This window comes from Flavobacteriales bacterium (assembly GCA_016704485.1).
Lineage (GTDB): Bacteria > Bacteroidota > Bacteroidia > Flavobacteriales_F > PHOS-HE28 > PHOS-HE28.
Genome location: JADJAA010000001.1, coordinates 2528741 through 2549022 on the forward strand (window position 1 = coordinate 2528741; position 20282 = coordinate 2549022).

18 protein-coding genes and 2 tRNA genes are annotated in these 20282 nt (G+C 51.7%); 6 read left to right on the forward strand and 14 right to left on the reverse strand.

The features are described 5' to 3' along the window. Positions 1-43 precede the first annotated feature (43 nt). From IPF95_10850 to IPF95_10880, 7 genes are all read right to left on the reverse strand, one after another. Positions 44-802, reverse strand: a complete 759-nt coding sequence (locus IPF95_10850) for a DUF2520 domain-containing protein (GenBank protein MBK6475189.1) — start codon at positions 800-802, stop codon at positions 44-46. Positions 803-898: 96 nt separating this feature from the next. After that, positions 899-3697, reverse strand: a complete 2799-nt coding sequence (ccsA, locus tag IPF95_10855) for a cytochrome c biogenesis protein CcsA (GenBank protein ID MBK6475190.1) — start codon at positions 3695-3697, stop codon at positions 899-901. 54 nt (positions 3698-3751) lie between these two features. Continuing rightward, on the reverse strand, positions 3752-4141 hold the full coding sequence (locus IPF95_10860) for a cytochrome c maturation protein CcmE (protein MBK6475191.1): 390 nt from the start codon (positions 4139-4141) through the stop codon (positions 3752-3754). A 40-nt stretch (positions 4142-4181) separates the two neighbouring features. Next, positions 4182-4403, reverse strand: a complete 222-nt coding sequence (locus IPF95_10865) for a CcmD family protein (GenBank protein MBK6475192.1) — start codon at positions 4401-4403, stop codon at positions 4182-4184. Beyond that, positions 4400-5419: a cytochrome c biogenesis protein CcsA gene (gene ccsA, locus IPF95_10870; GenBank protein MBK6475193.1), complete on the reverse strand. Its 1020-nt coding sequence runs from the start codon at positions 5417-5419 to the stop codon at positions 4400-4402. Before ccsA (IPF95_10870) ends, IPF95_10865 begins: the two co-directional genes overlap by 4 nt. A gap of 198 nt (positions 5420-5617) precedes the next feature. Then, entirely contained in the window at positions 5618-6286 is a 669-nt protein-coding gene (locus tag IPF95_10875; GenBank protein ID MBK6475194.1) for a heme exporter protein CcmB, read from the reverse strand. Positions 6287-6355: 69 nt separating this feature from the next. Further along, entirely contained in the window at positions 6356-7192 is an 837-nt protein-coding gene (locus IPF95_10880) for a hypothetical protein (GenBank protein MBK6475195.1), read from the reverse strand. Positions 7193-7565: 373 nt separating this feature from the next. On the opposite strand from IPF95_10880, the gene IPF95_10885 reads away from it, so the two are divergent. Both IPF95_10885 and bshB1 read left to right on the forward strand, forming a co-directional pair. Beyond that, the gene (locus IPF95_10885) at positions 7566-8042 is read left to right on the forward strand and encodes a glutathione peroxidase (protein ID MBK6475196.1); all 477 of its coding nucleotides are present in this window, start codon (positions 7566-7568) and stop codon (positions 8040-8042) included. Continuing rightward, complete coding sequence (gene bshB1 / locus IPF95_10890; GenBank protein ID MBK6475197.1) at positions 8027-8770, forward strand: bacillithiol biosynthesis deacetylase BshB1; 744 nt, start codon at positions 8027-8029, stop codon at positions 8768-8770. The genes IPF95_10885 and bshB1 overlap by 16 nt, the downstream gene beginning before the upstream one ends. Before the next feature lie 97 nt (positions 8771-8867). Here the strand turns inward: bshB1 and IPF95_10895 are convergent, their stop codons facing one another. The 6 genes from IPF95_10895 to IPF95_10920 form a co-directional block, all read right to left on the reverse strand. Next, the gene (locus tag IPF95_10895) at positions 8868-10520 is read right to left on the reverse strand and encodes an aryl-sulfate sulfotransferase (GenBank protein ID MBK6475198.1); all 1653 of its coding nucleotides are present in this window, start codon (positions 10518-10520) and stop codon (positions 8868-8870) included. Positions 10521-10676: 156 nt separating this feature from the next. Beyond that, positions 10677-11204, reverse strand: coding sequence for a DUF488 domain-containing protein (locus IPF95_10900; protein MBK6475199.1), 528 nt, complete (start codon positions 11202-11204; stop codon positions 10677-10679). Positions 11205-11430: 226 nt separating this feature from the next. Beyond that, on the reverse strand, positions 11431-12411 hold the full coding sequence (locus IPF95_10905) for a T9SS type A sorting domain-containing protein (protein MBK6475200.1): 981 nt from the start codon (positions 12409-12411) through the stop codon (positions 11431-11433). 122 nt (positions 12412-12533) lie between these two features. After that, positions 12534-13796: a polysaccharide biosynthesis C-terminal domain-containing protein gene (locus IPF95_10910; GenBank protein MBK6475201.1), complete on the reverse strand. Its 1263-nt coding sequence runs from the start codon at positions 13794-13796 to the stop codon at positions 12534-12536. After that, positions 13793-15490 (reverse strand): hypothetical protein, encoded by a 1698-nt coding sequence (locus IPF95_10915; protein MBK6475202.1) that lies wholly within the window; start codon positions 15488-15490, stop codon positions 13793-13795. The genes IPF95_10910 and IPF95_10915 overlap by 4 nt, the downstream gene beginning before the upstream one ends. Then, positions 15483-16628, reverse strand: a complete 1146-nt coding sequence (locus tag IPF95_10920) for a glycosyltransferase (protein MBK6475203.1) — start codon at positions 16626-16628, stop codon at positions 15483-15485. The genes IPF95_10915 and IPF95_10920 overlap by 8 nt, the downstream gene beginning before the upstream one ends. Before the next feature lie 142 nt (positions 16629-16770). Here IPF95_10920 and IPF95_10925 point away from each other — a divergent pair. Both IPF95_10925 and nhaD read left to right on the forward strand, forming a co-directional pair. Further along, a tRNA-His gene (locus IPF95_10925) sits at positions 16771-16844 on the forward strand. A 116-nt stretch (positions 16845-16960) separates the two neighbouring features. Beyond that, positions 16961-18265, forward strand: a complete 1305-nt coding sequence (gene nhaD / locus IPF95_10930; GenBank protein ID MBK6475204.1) for a sodium:proton antiporter NhaD — start codon at positions 16961-16963, stop codon at positions 18263-18265. 341 nt (positions 18266-18606) lie between these two features. On the opposite strand, the gene IPF95_10935 is transcribed toward nhaD, so the two are convergent. Next, positions 18607-18693, reverse strand: a tRNA-Ser gene (locus IPF95_10935). Between the two features lie 102 nt (positions 18694-18795). On the opposite strand from IPF95_10935, the gene IPF95_10940 reads away from it, so the two are divergent. Beyond that, on the forward strand, positions 18796-19284 hold the full coding sequence (locus tag IPF95_10940; protein ID MBK6475205.1) for a DinB family protein: 489 nt from the start codon (positions 18796-18798) through the stop codon (positions 19282-19284). A 75-nt stretch (positions 19285-19359) separates the two neighbouring features. Further along, positions 19360-20271 (forward strand): hypothetical protein, encoded by a 912-nt coding sequence (locus IPF95_10945; GenBank protein ID MBK6475206.1) that lies wholly within the window; start codon positions 19360-19362, stop codon positions 20269-20271. The last annotated feature ends 11 nt before the right edge of the window (positions 20272-20282 follow it).

Here is a 20282-nt window from a genome sequence, read left to right on the forward strand (position 1 = left end):
GCGGGTTCTCATCGATCTCTCTCCAACCAATTTCGCTATACCCTTAGAACCCATGCGCCCGCATGATCAACTTGCTCAATAAGGCGTATGCATCCCGAAGATCCGGATCGTCCGCCAATTGGTCCAGGTGCTGCTTTATAGTGCGTATATCACCCCGGCGGGCCGGGCCGGTGAGGGCTGCTTCGGGACCTAGTTCCGTGATGCGTTTCGCAGTTTCCCGCCAGAGTGGTTCCAAGAGGGTAGTGGGGAGATCCGCAGCTCGCAACAAGCGCTGCCCTTCGCGCACAAGAAAAACCGGGAGATTGCTGGTGAGTACGGCTGCCAAGTGCACGCGTTGGCGCTTGTCGTGCGCCAATTCGACTACGTTCGAACTCACTTTTTTAGCAAGCTCGCTGAGCACTGTACGCGCATGATCCGTGTTGCTATCGATCACCAGTGGTGCGGTGCTTAGGTCGATCGGTTCACCTGTTCCCAACGTTTGTATGGGCCACAGCACGCCACGGTCTGCGTGTGGTTCCAACGCATCCAACGAGCGCGCACCGGAACAATGCACGATCACTGCTTCGCTTTGCGGGAACTTTAGCGCAACTTTTTCAATGGCGTCATCTGCGATCGCCAACAAGATCACATCCGCCTTGGGTAATTCATCGCGCTTGCTATAGGCTTTCGTCCCCAGGACTTTGGCCAATGCGTTCCGCGCTTCCTCATTGCGGCCTACAACACCCACGACCTGCACTCCAGCCTTCACAAAGGCATGTCCCAAGTGGGTTGCTGCGCGTCCGGTGCCGTAGAGAAGGATCATTGATTAGCTGATGCGATGATTCGCGGATTAGCTGATACTGCAGAACCGGCTCAGGTTGTGCGGATCGTTGTTTCCCCGCGCAAAGTTGTGATCCATCTATTTGTCTGATCGCTTTCCTCTCACCCGTTTCACCACGGCCAACAACGTTCCGAGGAACAGCAAGATACATCCGATCCACAAGATGTTGATACCCGGGAAGACGATCGCTTGCATCACCAGGAATTCGCTCTCAGCGACATTGATGCCCAGTGCTTCACCGTTTACCGTAGCCAGATCGTATCGGATACGCAGGGCTGCGATCTCGGCGCTTTTGCCAGCTACCGGTTCACCGTCAGAATAGACTACCAACGGACGAGCCTCGAACCATCGATCCGGGCGGTAGAGATCGCGCACACGCAGTTTGATGGCATGAACGGTGAAGCGGTCTCCCAGCATTTGCTTGGTGCTGCTATCGCGCACCACGTACACGCTATCAATGATCGCCAAAGCAGTTGGGGTCACGATGCTATCGCCAACGGATTTTTCATAGAGCCGATCCGGCATCCAAGCATCATCCAATGTATCACCACCGGGTACTTCCTGATCCGCATACCGCACGTGTGTGTAGAGGTCACGGTGCAACCAATGTTTGGTGCTCGGCTCTGCTACGTTCCCGAATTTCGGGTTGATCTGAATGAAGGGTGCCAATTCAAATACTTGCTTGCCGGGATGCGTTGCACTCCATTCGCGGGCATTCCACATCAAGCGGCGCGGGTATTGTTCCAAGGCTAACCAGTGATCGGGTTGATCGGCCAAGAATACAGCCGTGGCGGTATGATCGTTCTTTGCGCTGAAAAGCATGTCGCCCACACGCACGGTGTCGTTGGTATGGTATGTGGTGGGCACTACTGCGAAGTAATCCGTCTCGAAGACCACATTCACACCATCCACATGCTTCTTGCGGTAATGGACATAGTGATCGGCCATACGCACGGTGTCCCCTTTGTAGAGCAGAATATCCGTGCTATTACTGAAGTTCTCGCTCAAGAAACGCAGGTCCATTCCTTGGCTGTTCCGACTGACCTCATTCTGCCGGCCAGTGCTGATCAGCGCGCCCAGCAACACCAAAGCAAACCCAACGTGTGCTATGGATGCACCAGCATGATTGAAGTTGCCCTTGAGCACTTTGCCGATGTAAGTCGCATTGGCAACAGCAGCGAAGGTGGAACCAAAGAACAGCGCGATCAACGGTAGTTCAGCCAAGGTGAACTCGAAGAAATAGATGCCCCATCCGGTGGCTGTTGCTGCAATGATCACTGATATGGAGATGGTCTTCCAAAAGCGCTTCATGTCGCTGTCCTTCCACCGCAAGTATTGGGTGAAAGCAACGAGAATGCTCACAATAAAGGCGAAGGGTACTTGCCATTTGTTATAGTGCGCAATGGCCGGCGTAGGTGGTGCAAGCTTTTTCGTAGCCAACGTGTTCAAGAACTCACTGCCCGTTGCATTGCCGAGCCAGCTGAAGACCTTGTCGAATGGCTCCAACAGGATATTGAAGACCGGTACACTGGTACTGAAGGTGATCTGTATCGCGCTGAGCAACAGGACGATGGAGGCGATGAAGATCCAGAATTCACGCGACTTCAACGACTCTTCAGCACTATGATCCCTATAACCGGTGCGAAAGGCACTGACCAACATCCCAATGCTGATGGCACCGAATAGGATGATCGCCGGTACATCTATCTCTAATCCGATGCCGAGAACCATTAGGCTGGAACTGATCCCGACATAAAACCAACGCTGACTTTTGCTAGGGATCAACATTGCCACGCTGATCCCGATGAAGATCAACAGGAAGCGCACCAACGCGGGTAACATGCCGTCGCCCGTGAAGCTGTGTACACTGGTATCGCCCAATACTCCGCTGCGGGTCAGGAAGGTTGAATACAGAATAAGGATGAACGTGAGCAACGTAAGGAATAGCGTGGCAAAGAGCGATGTTTCCTTCTTTTTGTTGACCAGCATCAGATGCGCTGCGCCGACCAAGGTCAGCCATGGAACGAGTGAGGCGTTCTCTACTGGATCCCATGCCCAGAATCCGCCAAAGCTCAAAGCTTCGTACGCCCAAGCGCCACCCATTAAAATGCCGATGCCCAGGATCATCACTCCGAAATAGGCCCACGGCAATGCGGGTGTGATCCATCCTTTGCGATCTCCGCGCCAGAGTCCAGCAATGGCGTAAGCGAACGGGATGACAGTAGCGGAAAATCCTAGGAACAAGGTCGGCGGGTGGATCACCATCCAATAATTCTGTAACAAGGGATTCAGACCGCGACCATCTTGGAACTGCGGGATAGCTGCGAGGTAACCCGCCATGCCGGTCCAAGGAAGTCCTAGATTTTCGGGCAATTCACGAATGAGCAGGAAGGGACTGCTGCCCAAGCGCAGATCACCGAAATAGATGCCCAAGAGCATGAACGCTAAGAACACTTGTACCAGCGCGATCACGGTCATAACGGGTGCTTCCCATGTGGAATTGCGCTTCCAGCCGTAGATCAGGATATTCCCAAGGACCATGTGCCAGAAGGTCCACAGGAGGAACGAGCCTTCCTGACCCTCCCAGAAACAGCTCGCGATGTACCGCATGGGCATCTGCAAGTTGCTGTGTTTCCAAACGTAATCATACTCGAACCAATGCTTGAACAGCATGGTAAAAAGCGTTACCACAATGGCCAACACCGCTACCGAATGCATCCGGAAACCCAATCGTCCCAAAGATTCCCAGCTTTTATCGAGTTTATTCGCACCAAAAAAATAGCCGACCGTTGCCAGCATAGCGCCCACCACGGAAAGGATGGCAAAGAAATGTCCCAGTTGCCCTGCCAAGGCGTGTTCACCTACGTAGTCGATCATGCAGTCCTTCGTTCGCGTAATCAGTTGTGGGAGGATGGTCATCCGCCCGAACCGTTACCCTTCAATTTTATGTTCTTCGTTGTATTTCGATGGGCATTTCATCAGCATGTCATGCGCTTCGAATTCGCCATTGGCGTTGGCATTTCCGATCAATACCAGCCGTTCGCTGCGTTCCAGATCCTGCGGTTTTGCTTTGTTCAAATGCACGGTGCAGCTCTTGCCCTCGAGGTCGGTCATGGTGAACGTAGTGAGGCTAGCGTTCAACGATGGCTCGTAAACGATATCCTGTGAACGGTCCAATACGCCCACCACGTGGTATTCCTTTCCCGGATTCGCTAAGGCCTGGGACAGATCGGCATAGGTGCTGCTATCGCTCAATGAACCGATCAACGCGCCGATCGCTACGGCGATGATCACGATGGAGATGATGTGGCTACGTTTCATTTTTATTGGTGTGTTTTCTTGCAATCGTCACTCTCGGCTGTCACTCCGGGCTTGACCCGGAGTCTATCCTTTCCTCCATCTTCTTCAACCGCCGGTCCATCATGAACATCCACAGGCTAAGGCCGATGATGATCACAGCCACAACGGCAATGACCGTATTGATCTTTCCTCCGCTATACAACGAGCTTTCCAGCCAGCTCGGGGCTTGAGCGGCAGCGATCAGTGGGGTAAAGAGCAGTAGAATGAGTGCGGTCGGTTTCATTGGTCAAGGTGTTCGCGAAAGGTGGCGGCGCGTAAACGAAGGTCGTACATCCAAACGCCCATGATGATCCAGCCCATACAGGCAGGGTAGAATACGGTGCGTAAGCGTTGGTCGAGATCAAGGTCGTTGAAGCCACTGTTGCCACCATTACCGGGGTGAAGGCTATCAATAGCATTGAGGCGCGGTACCACGAAGAGGAACATGACCAACAACACGAAGGCGAAGATGTTGTAAATGCCAGCTAGGCGTGCCCGTTTGTGTGCATCCTGGACGGATCCGCGGAGAACGAGATAGGCGAGGTAGATAAGCGCTGTTACTGCTGCTCCATTGAGTTTTACATCGTTGGTCCAGAAGGCTCCCCACGTTCCGCGCGCCCAAATGGAACCGGTTATGAGTCCCAAGAAACAAAATACGAGTCCCACGTGAACAGCTTGCACAGCCGCGCGATCATGGACCAATGTATTGCTGCCCAATGCACGGATGCTCTGCCAAACGGAAATTCCCATGATCACGATCATTGTGAACCACATCGGTACGTGGAAACAGAGATTGCGAATGCTCTCGTACAGAATGCTCCGGTTCGGAAAGGTGAACGCCTTCGCACCAAACGCTGCATCGGGCTCGGGGCAATCCGTGGTGCCTACACCAGCTCCGGTCCCATTCGTGAATAAGGCTCCCGGCATAACGATCTTGCCGCTTTGTGCATTCCAAACGGATATGGTCGTCAAGTTCTCTTTCAACCCTTCGGGAATCGAAAAGGTCGCCTTCAACAGAGTAGGGGAAACCACCTCAACCTGATCGGCGCAGATCCGATCTGTTCCATTTTCCAAGTATACCTGAACAGGCTCAGCCGCGAACTGCGTGTTGTAGCCCGTTACCGTGATCTCTTGTGGCCCAGGAGAGATCCGTCCCGGTTCCACATGCACCAACGCAGGTGAAAGCGGTACCCATAAAGCAGCAACCGATGCCCCCAAAAGCAGCACTACACCTACTATTTTCCACCACCAGTGTAACATTGGATGTTAGTTGATAGGTGTTTGTTGAGCGTAGTTCAGCCTGGAACGTGAATGATCATTGGTTAATAGCCAGCACATATTTGGCCCTGTCTGAACTTCTTGTCCTAGTTGATCAACATAAGCGTGTCCCACTTGATCTTCTAATTGCATGCACTGAGCGAAGCCGAAGTGTCTGATCATCTAATTTTCTGATCCTAACTAGTCCCGCCAAAGGTACGGGAACAATACCCACGCCAACGTGACCGTGATCACCACCAACAGCACGATCCCACCGAAGTAAGTGCTGCTCACGCTCCATGCCACGCCATCCAAGGAAAGCTTACTGGCCCGCATGACCGCTAGCAACATGGGCAGCACGATCGGGAAGCCTAGGATCGCCATCAAACCAAGGCCATTACCAGCACGCGCTGCAATAGCCGAGACCAACGTAAGCACTGCGGCAAATCCGATCCCGCCTAGCACAACTGCTAAAATGAACAGGCCAAGATCAGCATTGTCCAAAGCACCATCGCCCAAGAACAGGACGAAGAATACAAGGCTTAATAGGCTTAGGATCATCATGGTAGCCGCATTGTACAACGTCCGGGCCATGACCACGCTGCGTGGATCTACTAAGGTGTACAGGTAGAGTTGCCGGCTATTGTCTTCCCGCTGGAACGATCGCGCCAAGGCATTGAATGCTGCGAATAATAGAATGACCCAGAACAAAGCGTTCCAAGTGGCTGTACCCAGCCCATTCTTTACAGCTAGGAAACAGACGTAAACAGCACTGACCACATAGAGCAACATACCACCCCAAGCAGCCCGCTGACGCATATCCAGCGCCAATTCCAGACGCAGGAGATGGGCTATTTCCGTGGGTTTCAAATTGCCTGCGCTATTGGATGGTCGGCGCGGCGCTAAGGTAACTCAGTACGTGTAAGTGTCCGAGGACAATTACCGCCCTTTCCCGGCTACAGCTACACTGTTCTCCTCGTACACCATGTAAATGTCGAGATACGGCCGTAAGGTGGGGTGGACTTTCTTGTTCTTTTCCGCTGGAATGATCAACAGGACCTTGCCGTCCCACTTGGCAGCACTGAAGGCTTTGAATTTCTTGAACTTGGCAAGTTTTGGAAAGCGCTCCTCGAAACTATCGATACCATCAGGCCAGTTCCGTTGTTGACTGCGGAATACCACTGCTTCGATCTCCTGTTTGCTCAAGCCTCGACGTTCCAATACTTCCAAAGCCGCTGGATCCTTGCCGAGGTCATAAGTAGCATACACTCCCTCTGGTTTTTTGATCCTGGCTTTAGGCATACGTCCATAAGCGGGCCCTTTGCTTGGCTTAGATGCTGAAACCCGCGTTGGGGCTGCAATTATGTCGTCTTCGGTCAACACCAGGTAGAAGTCTTGTCCCATGCGCATGTCTTCTGGCATATGAATGTTTGATGCGGCTGGAATACGAATGATGACCATCGGGATCTCCGCAGTGTGATAACTGCAAACAAGGAAAGCCACATAGTTCTTGGCTGTTTCAGCATTCACGTTGCGCGCACTATCGGATCGGAGGCCAATTGGCCAATACGCAGGGCGAGAAAAGTTGATGACCTCCTCCAAGCGCTCCTGTTCGACCCCCTGTGCCTGTATGCCCGCTCTGGCTATGGGATCTGCGCCAATGTTCACCGGCTCACTTAAAGCGGCAACGTTCGTAATGCGTACTTCCGTTTGTGCACAGAGGTCAAATGTGAACGGAAGAAGGGTCAGAAGGATCAGGGTAGGTAAAGGTGACATGCGCATTTGTACGCATGACCCACTCTTTTTGTTAGGGGGGAGACAATATTTATTTTGCGCTCGTTTCCGATCGTCATGATCGAGGTTCACTGGGCGCTGATCAGGGTGGCGTTGAAAGCTGCCAGAAGTTGTATCAGTGCCGTAGATCGATCAATGAACACGAACGACCATTCAGTTGTTCTACATTGGATTGGACTCCGAGGGTTGGGATATTTTTGATCCAACCTGATTATTCCCCGATCTTTGTACGACCATGCATTCACAGCTTGCTCTTATCGCCCTTGTTCTTCCTTTGATGTCCTGCGGGCGTTTTGATCGTGTCCATGCTGGACCGGTTTCCGTTCCTATCGACCATCCTCAACAACCTCCCCCTATGGCATTTCATGATCTTACAGCTACCGATATCAATGGCCAACTTTACAAATTCGATCAGCTTCGTGGACATAAGGTGATCGTAGTGAATACGGCGAGTGAATGTGGTTATACTCCCCAGTACGCTCAGCTTCAAGAATTATATGAGGTATACAAGGATAAAGGATTGATCATCATAGGATTTCCAAGTAACGATTTTGGAAAACAGGAGCCGGGTTCAGAAGCTGAGATCGCGACATTCTGTCAGAAGAATTACGGGGTTACCTTCCCAATGATGGGTAAAGTGCAGACCAAAGGTGAAGGTCAGCATGCGGTATATAACTGGCTCACTCACAAAGAATTGAACGGAGTGCTGGAATCCAGCGTAAAGTGGAATTTCCATAAGTATCTTATTGATGCCGATGGACACCTTGTAATGTCGTTCGGTTCTGCTGTTTCTCCGCTTGACAAAGAGATTGTAGAATGGCTGGGCAAGTAACTGCTGATCATGTTGATATGTTGTGCGTTACCGCACACCCGGATGATGTTGAAATATCCATGGCTGGGACGATCCTGCACCATCGATCCTTGGGCCATTCTGTTGGCTTGGTGGAATTAACGGCTGGCGAACTAGGTACGCGCGGAACCCCGGAGATCCGTAAACAAGAAGCTGAGGCAGCAGCGAAGTTCCTGGGTGTCTCTTTCCGTTATCAGATAGGGCTTCCAGATGGGTTCTTTAGGCCCGATGAGCTAAGTTTGCACAAAGTGATCGCTTCCATACGTCGTCACCGACCTAAGGTGCTGTTGACCAATGCCGTACGGGACCGTCACCCCGATCATGGACGCGGTGCGGAACTGGTCAACGAGGCCGCTTTCCTGAGTGGATTAAGGCGAATTATTACTACACATAACGGATTGGATCAAGTTCCATGGAGACCTTCTCAGGTTTTTCATGCGATCCAAGATCACTACATCCAGCCGGACCTTGTAGTTGACATAACCCCTTATTGGTCAAATAAGTTAGCCGCGCTTAAGTGCTTTGCTTCTCAGTTCCACGACCCGAACAGCACCGAACCAACTAGCCCCATCGCAACTCCTGATTTCCTACCCTTTCTAGAAGGCAGAGCACGCGAAATGGGCCGGTTGATCGGAACGACCTATGGCGAAGGATATACGTCTCAAAAACCACTGAAGATCAATGATCTGTTGTCCTTTGATCAAAGTTGATCCGAGGATATTTCAGACGAAAGACCAGATGCAGGTTAAGGGGCAAAGTGGAGTCTTGGTGTTTACCCATTGAAGGGTAATTCCATAGTCCGATAAATTATCGTACGATAGTCAAGCGGCGTTCCCAGTGAAGGTCACGGCCATTTACCTTCACAACATACATCCCGCCGGAAAATTCCGCGACCGGGATCGTGTAAACTGTGTTTGAGCTGGTTATGAAATGACTGTAAATACATTGGCCTATTGCATTATACATGCTGAGCCTAGTGCCCTGTGGGATCGCACTACCGAACTGGATCGTGATGTTATCGAACGCAGGGTTCGGGTAGACTTCCAGAACGTCATAACCTGTGCTTTCCATTAAACCTACCGTTAGGCCGCATGCATCCGACACAGGGTTCGTGTCCTCAATGGTAGTTCCCGCAACGAGCGTTTGACCCGCAAATCCTGAGTAAGAAATTGGATAGAAGGCGCTCCGGAATGCATTATTCGAAGATGGTATGGAATATTGAGGAGCGATCGTTGTGCCGGAAACCGGGTTAACGTAGTTCCAAACCGGATCGCCTACAGCATTTACTTCCGTGAAAATGCCTGCCGGACCGTTCGTTATCAATACGTTTCCATTTCTAAGCTGCTGCGCACTTGAAAGACGCTGTGCATAGTAATTGTGTGGGTCGCCGTAGTTATAGTTCCAAGCCGTGGTGGCCGGACCAAAAGGCAAGCTGGTATCATAGTTCCAACCCATTACTGGCGGGTCTATTACTTCAACTGTACTGTAGCTACCATCAGGACGTCCTTCACCATTGTTGAAGATCATGATGTGATCTCCAAAGGGGAGGTCATTTTCGATCCAGCGTGCGTTATGCTGCCCAAAGAGCTTTTTGTCCTGGTTCGACCCTTGGCCGTAGACCGCTGGATTGCCCCATCGGTAGAGCAGGTCGCCACCTTGGCCAGAATTGCCTCCGCTATGGCTGGCCGCTTCGGCAGTGCTTGTACTATGGTCTATGATCCAGATCTCGTCGAAACTGTGCGGGCTGAGTAAGATCTGGTCCAAGACCGGATCATAGTCGATCGAATTCATGTGGACCCAATCACTTTGCAGATCGCTGGCGCCATAATTAATGTCCATTAGCTGTGGATTCTCAGCGATCACACCAAAATTGGGCTTGCTCTGGTCAAAGTCCTGCACCAAGTGGTCCCAAAGATCCCATTTCCAAACGACTGTGCCGGTAGTCAGACCTGTGGGTTGGATCTCCAGAATGGTTTCGCTCCAAACGGCATTGGGCGTTAACGCGGGATCGCGGCCTTGATTAATGGCATCTCCGCTGGTCTTGCTCTCCCATACGATCGCCAATACATTGCCATTGGGTAATCCGCGGATATCGTGGTGCTGGCAAATTGCCATCGAGCTAAGGTCATAGCTCCATGAAACCGTGCCATCCCATTCAATGATCTCGATGATACCGCCCTTGCCGCCCGCGTTGAATGTCAAGTTCCCCACATTCCCAGGACGTAACAGCTTTCCATCAGGCAACAAGTACACCGATTGCCCAGGACGGTACGCACTGCTCCAGCTCTTTACCTCACGACCGCATTTGTCGATCAAATAAGTTTCTGTGCCGGACATTGGCGCGAATAGTACATAGCCATCCTCCAGATTCTCTGGGGTGTGCTGAAGTAAGCCAACGGTTTGGCTGTTGCCTATTGCGCTGAAAAGTAGCGTAGCCGTGAGTGTTAGGGTCTTGGTCATCGGCCACGAAGGTATAGTGGGCTATTCAATTGGACAACGCGTATGCGCTGGCTCCTTCGGGCGGGATCAGTAAAGGTGGTCGAACCGTGCCGGACAACTATTGGTCAACTTACTTCACAATGTCTGACCCGCGGCTTAGGTGACCAACACGTAGCACTACGCCTCTTCATTGTAAAAGACTTTTCCACCAATATTTCGTGCCGGCGCCGTGTAGCGGTGTTCTTGGGCTTTGCCGATCGCCATGATGTGCATCACCGTCCAGCCCTTTGCTTTCAAATGATCGGAAACCATGGAACGATGACACCGCCACCAAACCGCTTCGGCACACATATAGGCTGTGCGTTGTTTGCGTGCAATCTGCTCCAGTTGCGCGGCAGCAGCCTCAAATTCCGCGGTTTCCATGTAGTCGGCATATCCTCTGAAGGAGGCCTTTTCCCAGCGGGTATTCTTCGAATCCTTATGGACCTTTCTCCTTCCGCCTAAGCCAGCAAGGTGCAGGTAATGTATTCCCATTTCCTCCATGGAGACCTCTAATACTTCCTTGTTGAAGTGGGGAAACTTGCTAGATCCTGGCATTCCCCGGATGTCTACAAGGGTTTGAATGTCGAATGACTCCAACATTTCCGCGAATTCTGCGAGACTGTGGGTGGAATGCCCGATGGTATAAACGGTTTTTGCCCCCATTGGATCTTGCTCAGGTCTAGGCACTTTGCTCCAGATCAACTCTTGGTTGCCCAGCATCAGTGCGAAGAACGCTGCAGAAGGCTAAGATAATCATGCTGGCTGGTGATCGTTCCGCTGCTTGATCCGAATGTATGATCGTGTCGCGGATGTGTCCGTCACCTATTCACCACAAAACACTACGACATCGTTGAAGGCTATATATGGCAGGCTTCAATAAAATTCTCAGTCAATTATTCACAATAAAGCGCGCGCTGCCATTGCTCCCATCAGCATGCTTAACTCTCACCACATACAGCCCGCTCTCCCAACTAGAAACATCGAGTTGAACCAAGTTGCTCTTCGGCACAAGCTTACCGAGTTGGACCGAACGTCCCGCAGCATCGAATACTTGCACCTGCGTTCCTTGACTATGCCCCATTGCCGCAATTATCACCATATCCGATGCTGGATTCGGAAAGGCTTTAACGACCATACCATTATGCTGTTGCTCGGCAATTCCGACGAAACTGTTTTCTCCAGCATATAAGAAACTGAACTCAGGGTCTGGTATCCCAACGCCGACGTAACGTTGACGTTTTAATGTTCGTGCTACATACCAAGGAAAGTTGTTCGAGTAATACAATTCCATCGTATCTACGCTGACAATTAGTATGTCACCGAATCTTGTTGTCGTAGAATAACTATGTACTTTTAGGACATTCTCTAGTTGGCCCCAAGGCAATAAGAGCGTGCCAAATCCCACCGCAACGCTAGAGGTATTAACAGTCTGTGAGTCTGTCTGGTTCATTCCACTAACCGATGCCGTCCAATCCGTCGAAATGGATATCGGATATTCGATCAGGGGCAATGGTGCATCCAAAACGACTTCTGAAAAATCACTTGCAGACCCATGTGTGTATACCACATCTTCATCTTTACTCACGAACATGTTTAAACCATCGCCTATTAGTACCATTGATGCACTTGGAAATAGAGAAGCAAAGCTGCTCGTAGTAACTTCCGAAACAGTCATGTTGAAAATGCTTATTTCTCCAGCTGTAGAGTAATCCCACGTTATATCCGCTCCCACTTCAGTTTGGTCTAACCACGTTCCAGAAACTAGCGTGAAGGTGCTCCCAACGGAGATCGCGTCAGTTATTGGAATGGTGGGCTGAGCGATGCAGAATGCGGAAACTGATAGGACGAAAAAGGTGACGAATAGCTTCATCTCTACTTGGATTCACCGTACAATGTACTGGTTAAGTACGATACGCTTTTTAGAATGGTATCTGAATGTGCAGGACAAGCTGATAGACTTGAATACCTAAGGAACAAGGTTCTCAACCTAACTTATCCACGCCCCCGCACCTTCCCCAAAACCCCAACCAACCGCTCCCAATCAGCTCGCCCCGGCAAGAACTGCCGCGCACTAGCTCCCGTAAGCCGCGAGAAAACAACCGCTTGGTAAATGCCATTGGCGAAATAGGCAACCGAGGCCGTAGCGGCTGCACCCCAGAGGCCGTAGGCCTTTACCAGGAGGTAGCCTGCTAGCAGTGTAATGCACAAAGCAATTCCGCTACCGATCAAGTTGTGCTGATTCTGGCCTGTGCCACTGAAGTAATGGCTGAAGGCTTGCGAGGCGGCCATGGCCAACAGGCCTGGTACCATGATGGCGATGATGGGGCGCAGCCCAACGACCTCATCACCGAAGAACCATTGATACACGGGTTCCGGAACGAGCAAGAGCAGGATCACGACCACTGCGGCAAAGACCAGCGCGGCTTTGAGAATGGTGAGCGTGGCATTGCGTTGGCGCACGGGGTCCGTGGTGTTGCTGACTTCGGCATAGAGTACTGTGCCCAAGCTTTTTGGGGCCAACCACGCGCTTTCGGCGAGTTGCACGGCTACCGAGAAGATGCCCAGAATGCCGAGGCCTTGTAATGTTTCCAGCAAGACATACGTGAACCGGTAGTTGATGAGTTGCATGGCATTTGCTCCTTGAACCATGCCGCCTTGGAGGAACAAGGCTCTCCACGCTGAGCGGCCATCGTCCGGCACAGGATCACCCGAGCTGAACATCGCTATCCAGGAGATCAATGCCGTGCAACCGTGTGCGACGTAAGCGGCGTGTATGTAATCCATCAGGTCGGCACCATCGCGGTGCAAGAGGAACCAATATGTGCCGAGTAACAAGGCACTTTGCAGGATCAACAGCATGTTCTGCGCACCGATCCGCTTGCGGCCCAAAAGCATGTTGGTGTGAATAGAGACCAACGCGAACAACCACGCCAAGGCCGCTACATGCAAAGCGAAACCGTCCGGTACCATCGGTAAGATGGTCAATACACCATAAGCCACCAACGCCGATAACGTGGCCCAGAGATACGCGGGACCCAGCAAGCGTTTCGCGGCATAGCGTGGTGCTAAATAAGCCAATGCGCCACCACCGACCACATGGCTTAGCAACAGGATGAGGGTGATGCCCAGAATGATCAGACTGATGGTCCCAAGCCCGGTAACGCCCAGCATTTTGCCGGTGGCCATGACCAACAAGAGGTTGAGAAGGGTGATGGTGACCCGCGAACCCACCGTGCCGAGAATGGGTTTGATCATTCCAAGCGATTCCTATTCAATTTCTGCAGTTTTCGCGTCCGGATCGCCTTTTTTCGCTCCGGTACGGTCACGTAGCGTTTGCCATCGACCAGGGTCATATCACCGATCGCACTGATGGTGTGTACGCCTTGTCCGTAGTGCGTGTTCTTGAAGGGTTCCACATAGCTCACGGTCTCTTCCTTGAACTGATCCGGCGTCAGGACCAATACGCGATTCATCGCGATCCGGCCGCCATAGGTCTTGCTACTATCCTGCGCAGGGCGCCACAATTCATTCCCCTTCTGGAAGGGTGTACCACCCGGCCGTGCTGATCGGATATCGAATTTGATCGGGTTCAAGGTATGCGCTGTATACGGCCCCTCCAGGTCATTGCTCCAATAAGCGTAGAGCGTAACGTTGGTCAACGGGGCTTTGGTACCCATCAGCCACCAACGGCCATCGTGCTGGAACACGGTAGGGTCGAACAACGGCTCATCCAACAAGATCTTGATGAAGTCCAGTCCTTCATTCGCGTCATTGACCCGGTACAGGGAAACATTTCCCTCGGCGGCACTTTCAGGGATCACATACACAGTGTTGTTGTGCGTGACCACGTACGGGTAGGAGAGGTGCTTCTCGGTCTTGAGCATGGTCCGAGAGCGTTTGAGCGTATTGTCCGGCTTGGGGCGAATGCGCGCTAGTTCACCACGGTTCAAGGAATGCTCGAATTTCTCGTAGAGCACGTTCAACGCACCATCCTGAGCGATATATCCGAAGGGGTCGGCCCTAAAGGTTCCAGCCCCGGGTGCAGGTAACCAGCGTACATTCAAGCTGGGGTTTTCCTCTAATAGCGTATCAATGGATTGCGGCAGTATTCCGATGTTCCATTCCTCGTGCCTGTTCAGGTCGATACTATGAAAACGGGCTTTGTTTGCCATGCGTTTGCGCAAGAAGCCAAGGAACTTGAAGTTGCCCGGATAACGATAGAGCTTGCCTTTTTCGAGCGGTGTTGGGCCTGTGGCAGCGGCGGTATTGCCAGCAAGGAATTCGCGCATGACCTGTGCAGGCCAGATCGCACTGTTGCTCAGCACGGCATCCAGCGTTTCCGTATGGCCGTGGTCGATCGTTTTGAACCACCCTTGGCGCAGGATCTGTCCGGCATCGAGGCTTTCGGAGAGGCGCTGGAGTACGGCACCGGTCACGGGGTCGCCCTCCATGATCTCCCAGAATGCAGGTGGACCTCCTCGGAATTTCGTAGGGTCACCGTGGTGGAAGCTCCACACGCCGTATGTAGGTAGTCTTAGGATGCCGCCTTGCAGAATATTGAATCCGAAACGCAACAGAACGTCCGGTGCATAGGCAGCAATAGCATTCAGGTCTTCCTGATCAAACCGATCCACGGCACTATTGCCTTGTGTGATGCATTTCAACTGAGGAACAGTCGTGAATAACTCGCTTAGGTCCTCGTTGACCATCGCGTCCGGCTTTGACCAGCGCTTCCGGTATTGGCGGTACAACGCAGTGCGGAAAGGGTAGTGCGTTAGTTTTTGAAGGAAAGACCGATCGGTCCGGGCTTTCTTGTCGTTCACCACGAGCACTACCAAATCCACACCAGGTACGGTTAGTACATGCCGGATCGCATCGGCCTGCCAACGTTCAAAGGTGGTGCCGTTGCACAAGACCCCGACGCGAATGGTTGTCCTAGGCTCAGTCATTCAGTGCTTTCGTGTAGATCTTTGCAAGGGTTTCACCTACAACGCTTGGACTGAAGCGTTCACTCAATCCGGCGCGTATCTTAATTGGGTCATAGCTCTCCGCATCGTGCGTGATCTTGATCATCGCTTGCGCCAAGGCATTATCGTCATCTATGTCGATCAAGATCCCATTTCCCGGTTCAACAAAGGCCATTGGTCCTCCGCATCGCGTGGCGATCACTGGTTTGCCTTGGGCAAGTGCTTCACCGGTCACTACACTAAAGGTTTCCACACGACTGTTGATGATCACCGCGCTAACGGTTGCCATATGATCCAGAACGCCGGTATTGGGCAATCGACCTAAGAAGGCTACCGAACGGCTCAATCCTTTCGATGCAGCGAGTTTTTGAAGGGTATCCCGATCCGGACCGTCGCCGATCACGCTCAAGCGCAGTCCCGGCTCAGTTTGGCGAGCGATGTGCAATGCGTTGAGGACTCCGCTCACATTCTTGGTCTTGTCTACCAGATCCGCGACCATCAGGAATTGGCCGGGTTTTACACGCGGTGGTAAGGGGCGGTCGAGCCCCGGTATCACATTGGGGGCAACGTCATACTTCGCTGTGAATCCCAATTTGATCAGTTGATCTCCCAGAAAGCTTGATACGGCTGTTACCCCCTTCGCCCGTCGGAAGAAGAAATGGCTTGCCGCTAAATACGTGGCACTCTTTTTTTCGATCGTGCCATCAAGGTATTCACTGCTCTGTTCACCGATGATGTACGGAATACGGAACTTCCTGCTGAACAACCAAGCGACCAATGCGGGTCTGGTCATGATGTAGGCGTGCGTGAGATCCGGCTTGCCACGTTCTTGCCAAATGCGCTGTTGGCCTCGGTTCGCAGCACGCAAATAGCGACGTAGGTTGATCAGCTTCCGCATCACACCAATTGGGTTCCGGTTATGCCGATAAGGGATACGGAGTTCCCACAGGTCCTTCGTTGTTTCTACCGTTTCCTGTAGATCATTATCCTCTACCGCTTCGATGACCAGCACGGACATTTTCACGTAGCTGGATGCTGCCTCCGCCTGTTTCCGTAGAAAATCCCCGAGCTGCGGATCTTGCCTACCGGGGTACCATTTGGGTATGAATAGAACGTGCATCCTTTACGGTTGCGCAAAGTAAGTTAGTTGTCTGAGTGAAGGGATACGGTTGATCGAATGCAGATCATCGCGGAACACCGAACGGAATGAGCAATGCAAGTATTACATTTGCAGCCCCCAAGCTGAAAGGTGAAGGGTAATGGTGGTTGTAGCTCAGTTGGTTAGAGCGCCGGATTGTGATTCCGGAGGTCGCCGGTTCAACCCCGGTCATCCACCCACATAAAAAGCTCCGTTCGCGGGGCTTTTTTTTAGTGCTGTATTCGTGGTCGTAGACTAGGCTGTACACTACGGAACCCTTAAACTTGTGGCCCGATAAAAGGAAACGATACAGTATGTTCATCTTAATGGCCGTCATTTTTGTTCTAGGCTATATCGCCATTGCTCTGGAACACCCGTTACACATCAATAAGGCCGCATCGGCGATATTGGTCGGTGCGCTGGTGTGGGCGGTGCTCATGCTGGGCCAGGACAGTATATTTCCCGATGGTGCTGAGCATGGTTCCGATGGCTTGATACACCAACTGCATGAGCACTTAGGCGAGATCGGTAGCATTCTGTTCTTCCTGATGGGCGCCATGACCATCGTCGAGCTGATAGACGTTTACGAAGGCTTCCGTGTGATCACTGATCGGATCACATCCACGAAGAAGACGAGTTTGATGTGGATCGTGGGTATCCTTACGTTCTTTCTGAGCGCAGTACTGGATAACCTTACCACCACGATCGTCATGTGCGCGCTTTTGCGCAAGTTGATCAAGGACAAGGAGACACTCTGGATCTTTACCGGTGTGGTCGTGATCGCTGCAAACGCTGGCGGCGCTTGGAGCCCGATCGGTGATGTTACCACGATAATGCTTTGGGTGGGTGGTCAGGTCACCACATTCAATATCATGATGAAGTTGATCCTTCCTAGCTTGGTGTGCGTTGTGCTGCCATTATTATGGATCGGCCGCATGCTCAAAGGAAACATCGAACGCCCGGATAAGGTAAAGTTGACAGGGCACCACCAAAGCAACGTGACCGATGGTGAGCGTTCGTTGGTCTTTTGGTTGGGTGTTTCGGCACTCTTGTTCGTGCCCGTGTTCAAAGCGATCACCCATTTACCTCCGTTCGTTGGCGTAATGTTAGGCCTAGGTGTTCTTTGGATAGTTACCGAGATCCTCCATCAACGCAGTAATGCTGATCAACGCGGCGATCTCCTGGTTTCCGCTGTACTGCGTAAGATCGATCTGCCTAGCGTTCTGTTCTTCTTAGGGATCCTGGTCGCCGTTGCTGGGTTGCAGGTCGCAGGCCATTTGACCTTACTGGCCAAAGGGTTGGACAGTGCATTAGGAGATATTTATTTGATCAACGGCGCCATCGGAGTGCTCTCGGCCATTGTGGATAACGTCCCATTGGTTGCTGCCGCCATGGGCATGTATCCCATGAGCCAATATCCGGCAGATCATTTATTCTGGGAGTTGCTTGCTCTATGTGCAGGTACAGGCGGTAGCTTATTGATCATCGGTTCCGCTGCTGGCGTTGCCGCGATGGGGATCATTAACATCGATTTCATCTGGTACCTGAAGAAAATGACCTTCCCAGCCGTGCTTGGATACCTTGGTGGTATTGTCACATTCTGGTTGATCTGGAATTAGTAAGGGTTAAGGATAGAACGCTGATGACGCTGAAAGAGATGATCAACGCAGATGAGAGAAATAAGCTACGAAGCGTTGGCTTCAATGGATAATCGCTATGCGATGCACCTGTAGTTGATCCTGCGTATTTTCAAGCGAACTCGAAGGCTTCTAAGGATAAGATCACTATAGCACGGAATTCACCTCCTTTAAGACAGTCTATCCCTTTTTGGGTGGGCTTCCAGTAAAGGCCGCACTCGCTTCGCTCGCTGGCTTATTTCTTATTGGGCCTTTACTGAAGCTTTGCTTGGTTCGGTCCAAAAAGAAATAAGCCTTGCACTTCGTGCGCGGCTTTGACTTTGCGGAGAGGGGGGGATTCGAACCCCCGGTACCCTTGCGAGTACTCCTGTTTTCGAGACAGACCCATTCAACCACTCTGGCACCTCTCCGTTTTGGTTTTTAGGGCCGCGAAGATAGGACTGTCGTACCGAACCTAGCGTTGGAGTTGATCACTTAGTTTTTCCCCAACTTCAACCCTTCAAATACGCGACATGACACAAGGACAACAATTAGCCCAAATGATGGGCCGCTCACGCGAGTACACCATGTTGTACTTCAACAAGCTGAAAGATCAGGACCTGCAAAGGCTTTTTGTTTGCGAGGGTGTTCCACTCAACACCGCGTATTGGGTGATAGCACACCTTACGGCCAGCCAGAACGGCCTTATTCTGATGGCCACAGGTGGCGAGTTCAAAAAATTCTCATGGGCCAAACATTTCATGCCTGGTGCCCAGCAGGTACCTATCGCCGATCGTCCTCCTTTCGATGAGGTGCTCACGTTGTTCCATTCGATCCACGCGAAGTCGATCGCACATGTTGCAGGACTGACGGATGAAGCCTTGCAAGGACCTAACTTGACAGGGATAGCGATGATCGGTCATACCGTGCATGATGTGGTAACCCATTCAATTCGACATGAAGCCCTGCATGCCGGACATCTTAGCTGGCTGTGCAAACTGTGCGGCGTAAAAACAATGTGATCCCGGTTGAATGCCAACGGTTCATGCGTGACCTTTGGCGGATACAAGCGGTCATACACATCGCCCGTTCTGTGAATGGCAATTCCAAGTGATAAAATAGCACTCTTTACTAGCGTTCCACCGAATTTGGTGCGGATGGTGGATGGTGTTGATGTGGGTGCTCAGTACCAGCTCGATTGCATGCGCTCATGGGATGCGTTGGGTTTTCCGGTCACGTCGTTAAACCCGACCCCGGAATTGCATTTACTTGCAACCAGATTCCCGAACCTGAGGACAGTAGCGGTTCCCAGAGCACAACACCCTGCGATCACACGACCGCTCGTAGCGCTGAACGATCTGCTTGATCGGGTTCTGGATGACGATGCCGAGGTGATCGTTCTCGTGAATGCGGATATTGAATTGGCCGGATTCAAGGAATTGAGATCGACCTTGGAAGGCGTTACCGCCGGACACGCACTTGTAGGTCAACGCATGGAACTTGTTACGCCGGATTCTACGGATGGTCAGGTTTGCACTGCGGGATTTGATGTCTTCGCGATACACCGCAATGACCTAAGCCAACTGCGGACCTACGTACCCTTGTTCATTGGTGCACCGTGGTGGGATTACCATATGGTAGCACAGCTCGTTCTGAATACTATTTCTGTAAACACGTTGGATCCCAAACATATCCATCATTTGAGCCATTCTGGAGGCTGGAGCATTGATCTTTGGAATGCATTGGGTGTAGAATTCGGGCGAGACCTTTTGAAACGGATACGTCGACAAGGATCGGAACACGGAGCAGCCAAGAATGCACGACTGACGGTGCTTTTGAAGGAGTTTGAGCTTAAGATCCGCAGGGGACAACGCCCCGCGTTCAAAGCCGCAGTACGCCAATTAGTAGGACATTCACAGGGTATTCTTGAGATGGATGATCTACATCGGTTCGCAGCATTGTTCACTGAGTTTATTACATCCGACCTGATATTTGTTCCGCCTTCATGAACGCTCATCCT

Bases quoted from the DNA above. Each gene is read 5' to 3' on its own strand.
- IPF95_10905 (MBK6475200.1), bottom strand. From the start codon at position 12,411: ATGAAGCTATTCGTCACCTTTTTCGTCCTATCAGTTTCCGCATTCTGC.
- IPF95_10850 (MBK6475189.1), bottom strand. From the start codon at position 802: ATGATCCTTCTCTACGGCACCGGACGCGCAGCAACCCACTTGGGACAT.
- IPF95_10940 (MBK6475205.1), top strand. From the start codon at position 18,796: ATGACACAAGGACAACAATTAGCCCAAATGATGGGCCGCTCACGCGAG.
- IPF95_10910 (MBK6475201.1), bottom strand. From the start codon at position 13,796: ATGATCAAACCCATTCTCGGCACGGTGGGTTCGCGGGTCACCATCACC.
- IPF95_10945 (MBK6475206.1), top strand. From the start codon at position 19,360: ATGGCAATTCCAAGTGATAAAATAGCACTCTTTACTAGCGTTCCACCG.
- IPF95_10880 (MBK6475195.1), bottom strand. From the start codon at position 7,192: ATGTCACCTTTACCTACCCTGATCCTTCTGACCCTTCTTCCGTTCACA.
- bshB1 (MBK6475197.1), top strand. From the start codon at position 8,027: ATGGCTGGGCAAGTAACTGCTGATCATGTTGATATGTTGTGCGTTACC.
- nhaD (MBK6475204.1), top strand. From the start codon at position 16,961: ATGTTCATCTTAATGGCCGTCATTTTTGTTCTAGGCTATATCGCCATT.
- IPF95_10860 (MBK6475191.1), bottom strand. From the start codon at position 4,141: ATGAAACGTAGCCACATCATCTCCATCGTGATCATCGCCGTAGCGATC.
- IPF95_10865 (MBK6475192.1), bottom strand. From the start codon at position 4,403: ATGAAACCGACCGCACTCATTCTACTGCTCTTTACCCCACTGATCGCT.
- ccsA (MBK6475190.1), bottom strand. From the start codon at position 3,697: ATGATCGACTACGTAGGTGAACACGCCTTGGCAGGGCAACTGGGACAT.
- IPF95_10920 (MBK6475203.1), bottom strand. From the start codon at position 16,628: ATGCACGTTCTATTCATACCCAAATGGTACCCCGGTAGGCAAGATCCG.
- IPF95_10900 (MBK6475199.1), bottom strand. From the start codon at position 11,204: ATGGGGGCAAAAACCGTTTATACCATCGGGCATTCCACCCACAGTCTC.
- IPF95_10915 (MBK6475202.1), bottom strand. From the start codon at position 15,490: ATGACTGAGCCTAGGACAACCATTCGCGTCGGGGTCTTGTGCAACGGC.
- IPF95_10885 (MBK6475196.1), top strand. From the start codon at position 7,566: ATGGCATTTCATGATCTTACAGCTACCGATATCAATGGCCAACTTTAC.
- ccsA (MBK6475193.1), bottom strand. From the start codon at position 5,419: ATGTTACACTGGTGGTGGAAAATAGTAGGTGTAGTGCTGCTTTTGGGG.
- IPF95_10895 (MBK6475198.1), bottom strand. From the start codon at position 10,520: ATGACCAAGACCCTAACACTCACGGCTACGCTACTTTTCAGCGCAATA.